The 4,718-nt window shown below is 47.3% G+C and carries 3 protein-coding genes; all 3 read right to left on the bottom strand.

The genetic code is table 11. The features are described from left to right. A partial coding sequence (locus L976_RS00330; RefSeq protein WP_047532922.1) for an efflux RND transporter permease subunit occupies positions 1-2,657 on the bottom strand: 2,657 nt, incomplete at its 3' end. Positions 2,658-2,692: 35 nt separating this feature from the next. Next, positions 2,693-3,706, bottom strand: a complete 1,014-nt coding sequence (locus tag L976_RS00325; protein ID WP_047532919.1) for an efflux RND transporter periplasmic adaptor subunit — start codon at positions 3,704-3,706, stop codon at positions 2,693-2,695. 186 nt (positions 3,707-3,892) lie between these two features. Further along, on the bottom strand, positions 3,893-4,609 hold the full coding sequence (locus L976_RS00320) for an SIMPL domain-containing protein (RefSeq protein ID WP_037420219.1): 717 nt from the start codon (positions 4,607-4,609) through the stop codon (positions 3,893-3,895). Positions 4,610-4,718 lie beyond the last annotated feature (109 nt).

Genomic DNA, 4,718 nt, shown 5'->3' with positions numbered 1-4,718 from the left:
AAACCTAAGCCACCATCGCCGTCGATTTTGCCCGCCATGTCGAACATGCCATAGAGCGGACTGTCAAGCGGGCCTGCCATATCGGCAACCACCATCACCATAGGGATCATATTCTTATGGATAATAGGGGCATCGATTTTACCGCGCTTGATGGTCACCAGCTCAGACACGGGCACGGATTGCCCAGTTTGGCTTTGTAACTTCATGTTTAGCACTTGTTCTAAATCGATTTTCGCCCCTTCTTGCAGTTGCAGGCGGATAGGCACGGGGTGTTTTTGCTGAGCAATATGTAAGTAGCTTACATCCTTACCGCCCACTGAGGTCGCAATTAAATCAACGATATTGCTATAGGGCACCGCCATCAGGCTAGCTTTAGAGCGGTCGATCATCACCTGCCATTTTTGCTGTGCTGCGGGTAAGAAGATATCAATATCGACCACATCTTGAGTCTCACGGAACAGTGACTGCAGATCATAAGCTGCTTGTTCACGAATCGCAGGGCTTGGGCCATAGACTTCGGCCACAATCGGCGACCAGACTGGTGGGCCTGGTGGTACTTCAACCACTTTTATATTGGCTTGATATGGCGCACCTATTTGCTGTAGTTCCTCTCTCACTGAGAGTGCAATGCTATGGCTATCGCGTTTGCGATGCTTTTTATCGACTAAATTGACCTGAATATCGCCTAGTTCTTGGCTATTACGCAGGAAATAGTGACGCACTAAGCCGTTAAAGTTCATTGGCGCATTGGTGCCAGCATACAGCTGCAAATGTTCCACCTCAGGCACAGTGGCAAGGTAACGACTTAAATCCTGAAGTACGCGCTGGGTTTGTTCCACTGGTGTGCCTTCTGGCATGTCCACCATCACTTGGAACTCTGACTTATTATCGAAGGGCAGCATCTTTAACACCACGAGCTGACCTATGGGCAAGGCCACGGCGATACCGATCAATACAAATACACCCGCAGCGAGTCCAATCCGTGCTTTACGGGCGCCTTTACCTAATAGGAAGGGGCCAATTAGACGGGTAAACAGGCGCACCATTTTACTTTCATTTATCGCGGCATCGTCGCTGTGGACAGTTTCGGTCGCTGGGCCACTATGGTGTTTGAGCAGCTTACGGCTTAGCCAGGGCGTGACCACAAAGGCAACCACAAGGGAGATCAGCATGCCCATACTGGCGTTGATGGGAATCGGGCTCATGTATGGGCCCATTAATCCTGACACAAATGCCATGGGCAGCAGGGCGGCGATAACCGTAAAGGTGGCGAGAATCGTCGGGCCGCCGACTTCATCCACCGCAACGGGGATGAGTTCACTAAAGGATTTTTTACCCAGCGCCATATGCCTGTGAATGTTTTCCACTACCACAATGGCATCGTCGACCAAGATCCCGATGGAGAAAATCAGCGCGAAGAGTGACACTCGGTTGAGGGTAAATCCCCACGCCCATGAGGCGAATAGAGTGATCGCCAAGGTGATAATAATGGCGACACCGACCACTAAGGACTCGCGGGCGCCCATGGTTAAAAATACCAATACGACAACGGCGCTGGTGGCAAAAATCAGCTTAAGAATAAGGGTGTTAGATTTATCCGCCGCCGTCTCACCATAGTTGCGCGAAACAGTCACTTCGACATTGCTGGGGATCAATACATTCTTGACCTTAGCAATGCGAGCAAGCGTTGCATCGGCGATATCGACAGCGTTTTGCCCCGGTTGTTTACCTATGGCAATCGTCACCGCAGGGTAAATATCTGTCTTGTCACTGTGCCAAACGCTTTGAGTGGGAATATCACTCTTTAAACTGATGTCGGCGATATCGGCCAAATAAACAGGGGTAGGCTTGCCGTTTTTATCCTGCGAAATACTCACAACGAGCTGTTTTACATCGTCTATTGTTTGTAAAAATTGCCCAGCCTGAACCTTAATCTCTTGATTACCTTGTACTAAAGACGCAGGCATCGAGATGTGATTATTGTCATTTAGGCTTTGTCTCAACTTGTCGTAGGTAAGATTAAAGCTATTCATTTTGGCGGGATCGATGCGTACATTGGCCACTATCTCATGTTGGCCGACGGTGTATATCTCCCGCGTGCCAGGGATACGCTTGATTTCGGTTTCTAACCCTTGCGCAACATGGGTCAATTGTTCGGCCGAGACCTGTTTGTCCTTGGACCAGAGTGTTAGGCTGACAATAGGCACATCATCGATACCGCGTGGTTTAATCAATGGTTCGCCAACACCCGCGCCCTGCGGCAGTTTATCCATATTGGAATAAATCTGGTTGTAGAGACTCACTATGGCATCATTGCGGGTAACGCCGACTTTAAAGATCACAATGATCATGGCGCCATCGGGTTGGGAGAAAGAATAGAGCGTGTCTATCCCTTTGATTTCAGATATCACTTGCTCGGCTGGCAGGGTGACTAAGTTTTCAACTTCGGCCGGAGTGGCGCCAGGAAAGGGGATAAAGACATCGGCAAAGGTAACGTCAATCTGTGGTTCTTCTTCCTTTGGGGTCACTAAAATCGCAAATAAGCCGAGCAATAAGCCTAAAAGTGCCAGCAGCGGTGTGATGGCACTGTTTTGGAAGGCGGCCGCAATCCGACCCGAAATACCAAGTGTCATCGGAGATTCATTAGCGTGTTTCATTCAACAACCTCATCAAATTGATATCGCTAGGGAATTTATTGCTTTTGCTCAAGCAACACTTGGTAAGCATCCATGGCGACAATATCTCCGGATTTAAGTCCTGCGAGTATTTCCACTTCACCATTGACAGGTTCTGATACTCGTACCTGAGTGAGTACAAATTGCTCGCCTTTTTTCAGGTAAACGCTACTGAGTTCATTCATAGTGATTAGCGCTGAGATCGGTAGCTGGATTTTTTCTCGCTCGCCATTTTTAAACAGCGCCTTGGCCCAAGTTCCGAGTTGCAGGTTAGGTTCATCCTTTGGCAGGTTAATCCGCACTTGATAGCTATGGCTCACGGGATCGGCAAAGCTAAAGATGGTGAGGTCCTTAGAGAGGATTTCACGACCATCATTTAAGCGTACTAAAAATTCTGGGGCGCTTTTTAGCTGTTGAATATAGCGTTGTGGCACTTGGGTGATAGCGCGCATTTGGCTTGGTGAAAATCCAGAGAGTAGCGGCTGACCGACAATCACGGTTTCACCTAATTCGACTAAACGCTCGGTAACAATCCCGCTAAATGGGGCCGATACCACAGTATATTTGAGTGACTCAGTCGCCTTGATAACCCGCGCCTTAGCCGCACTCACGGCTTGTTCGGCAGCTTTAGCATTGGCGGTTGCTTCATCCATAGCGCCTTTTGAAATCGCGCCTTGGGGAAAGAGTTCTTTGTAGCGTTTATATTGTGCCTGCGCCTCCACATTTAGTGCGGTAGCTTTGGCGAGATCGGCTTCATAGCTTGCGAGTTCAGCGCCTTGTTCTTTACTAGTTATCTCGAGTAAGGCTGCGCCTTCTGGTACCACATCATTGACATCGTAGTTGAGTTTGACGATACGCCCTGAGGTTTGCGCTGACACCGTGGCAGCTTTTACCGCCTCAATATTGGCATCTAAAGTCACCCAATTCGCGTAGGGTTTGCTCATCACTTCGAGAGTTTCTAAAGAAGATGCCTGCGTCGTGAAGGTAGAAAATGCTAATAATGTGAACAGAGTTCGTGATATTGCTGCCATAACAAATCATCCCAAAAGTAATTCATGAGTAAATTCTAATGGAGTTGGTTTCAATAGGCAATCAATATTTATTAGAAAAATTTAATGTAATCGATTTCACTAATATAGGGGAAAGGCGAATGCGTTTTCCCTTACATCAATCACCATCGTCATCATTTTTAAGCCGCAATCAGAGCGGCTTAAATATCAGTCGTTTAAATAATAGGTCAGCGTAGAAACAATGCGAATTTGTTTTATATAAGGCGTGCTGCTGTCACGATCGGAAATCGTGAACTGGCCTTGGCTGGCACTCTTAATCTTACCCAGACGCGATTGTGAGTCCTTAGCAAACTTTTCAGCCACTTCCCGCGCATTTTGCGTTGCTTCCTGCACCATGGTCGGTTTGACATCATTGAGCGCCGTAAATAAAAACTCAGTGCGGTTTTCATAGTCTTGGCTGGCGATAGCAATGCCTTCTTTAACTAAGTTTATCATTTGCTTACGGGTGCTTAGCATGAGATCAATTTGTGAGGTATAGACAGAGAGATTAATCTTAGCCGAGTAACGATACCTGACATTGGGGTCGACATAGCCTTGGGCCTGACGGTCTTCGATGGATGGCAATGACACCGTAATCTCACTGTCGCTAAATCCACTTTCTTTAAGGAAGGCGACGACTCTGTCGGTTTTTTGCTGAACAGTTTCATAAAGTTTAGGGAGGTTGTTGTCGACCTCAGTAAAGTTAATCGGCCAGATAGCGATGTTGGCTTTGACTTCTTTTTCTGCAAGACCTTTTACGGTGACTGTGCGTTCTAGTGCTTTCATTTCTAGTAGCGCTGAGCTGGCGCTTTGTCCAACATAAACCATGCCTGCACATAAAAAACCACCGAGCACGATGGCGGGAAGTAGATAATTGCGTTGCATAACAGACTCTCTTGATAGAATTCCTTCAGATACCTTACTTCAATTAGCTAGCTTTGTGCATAGGCAAATGCCTAACACATTCAACTTTATACTAAATGCTCAGGTGTTA

Origin of the sequence: Shewanella sp. ZOR0012 (assembly GCF_000798835.1) — a bacterium.
Lineage (GTDB): Bacteria > Pseudomonadota > Gammaproteobacteria > Enterobacterales > Shewanellaceae > Shewanella > Shewanella xiamenensis.
This window is presented reverse-complemented; position numbering and strand designations above follow the sequence as displayed.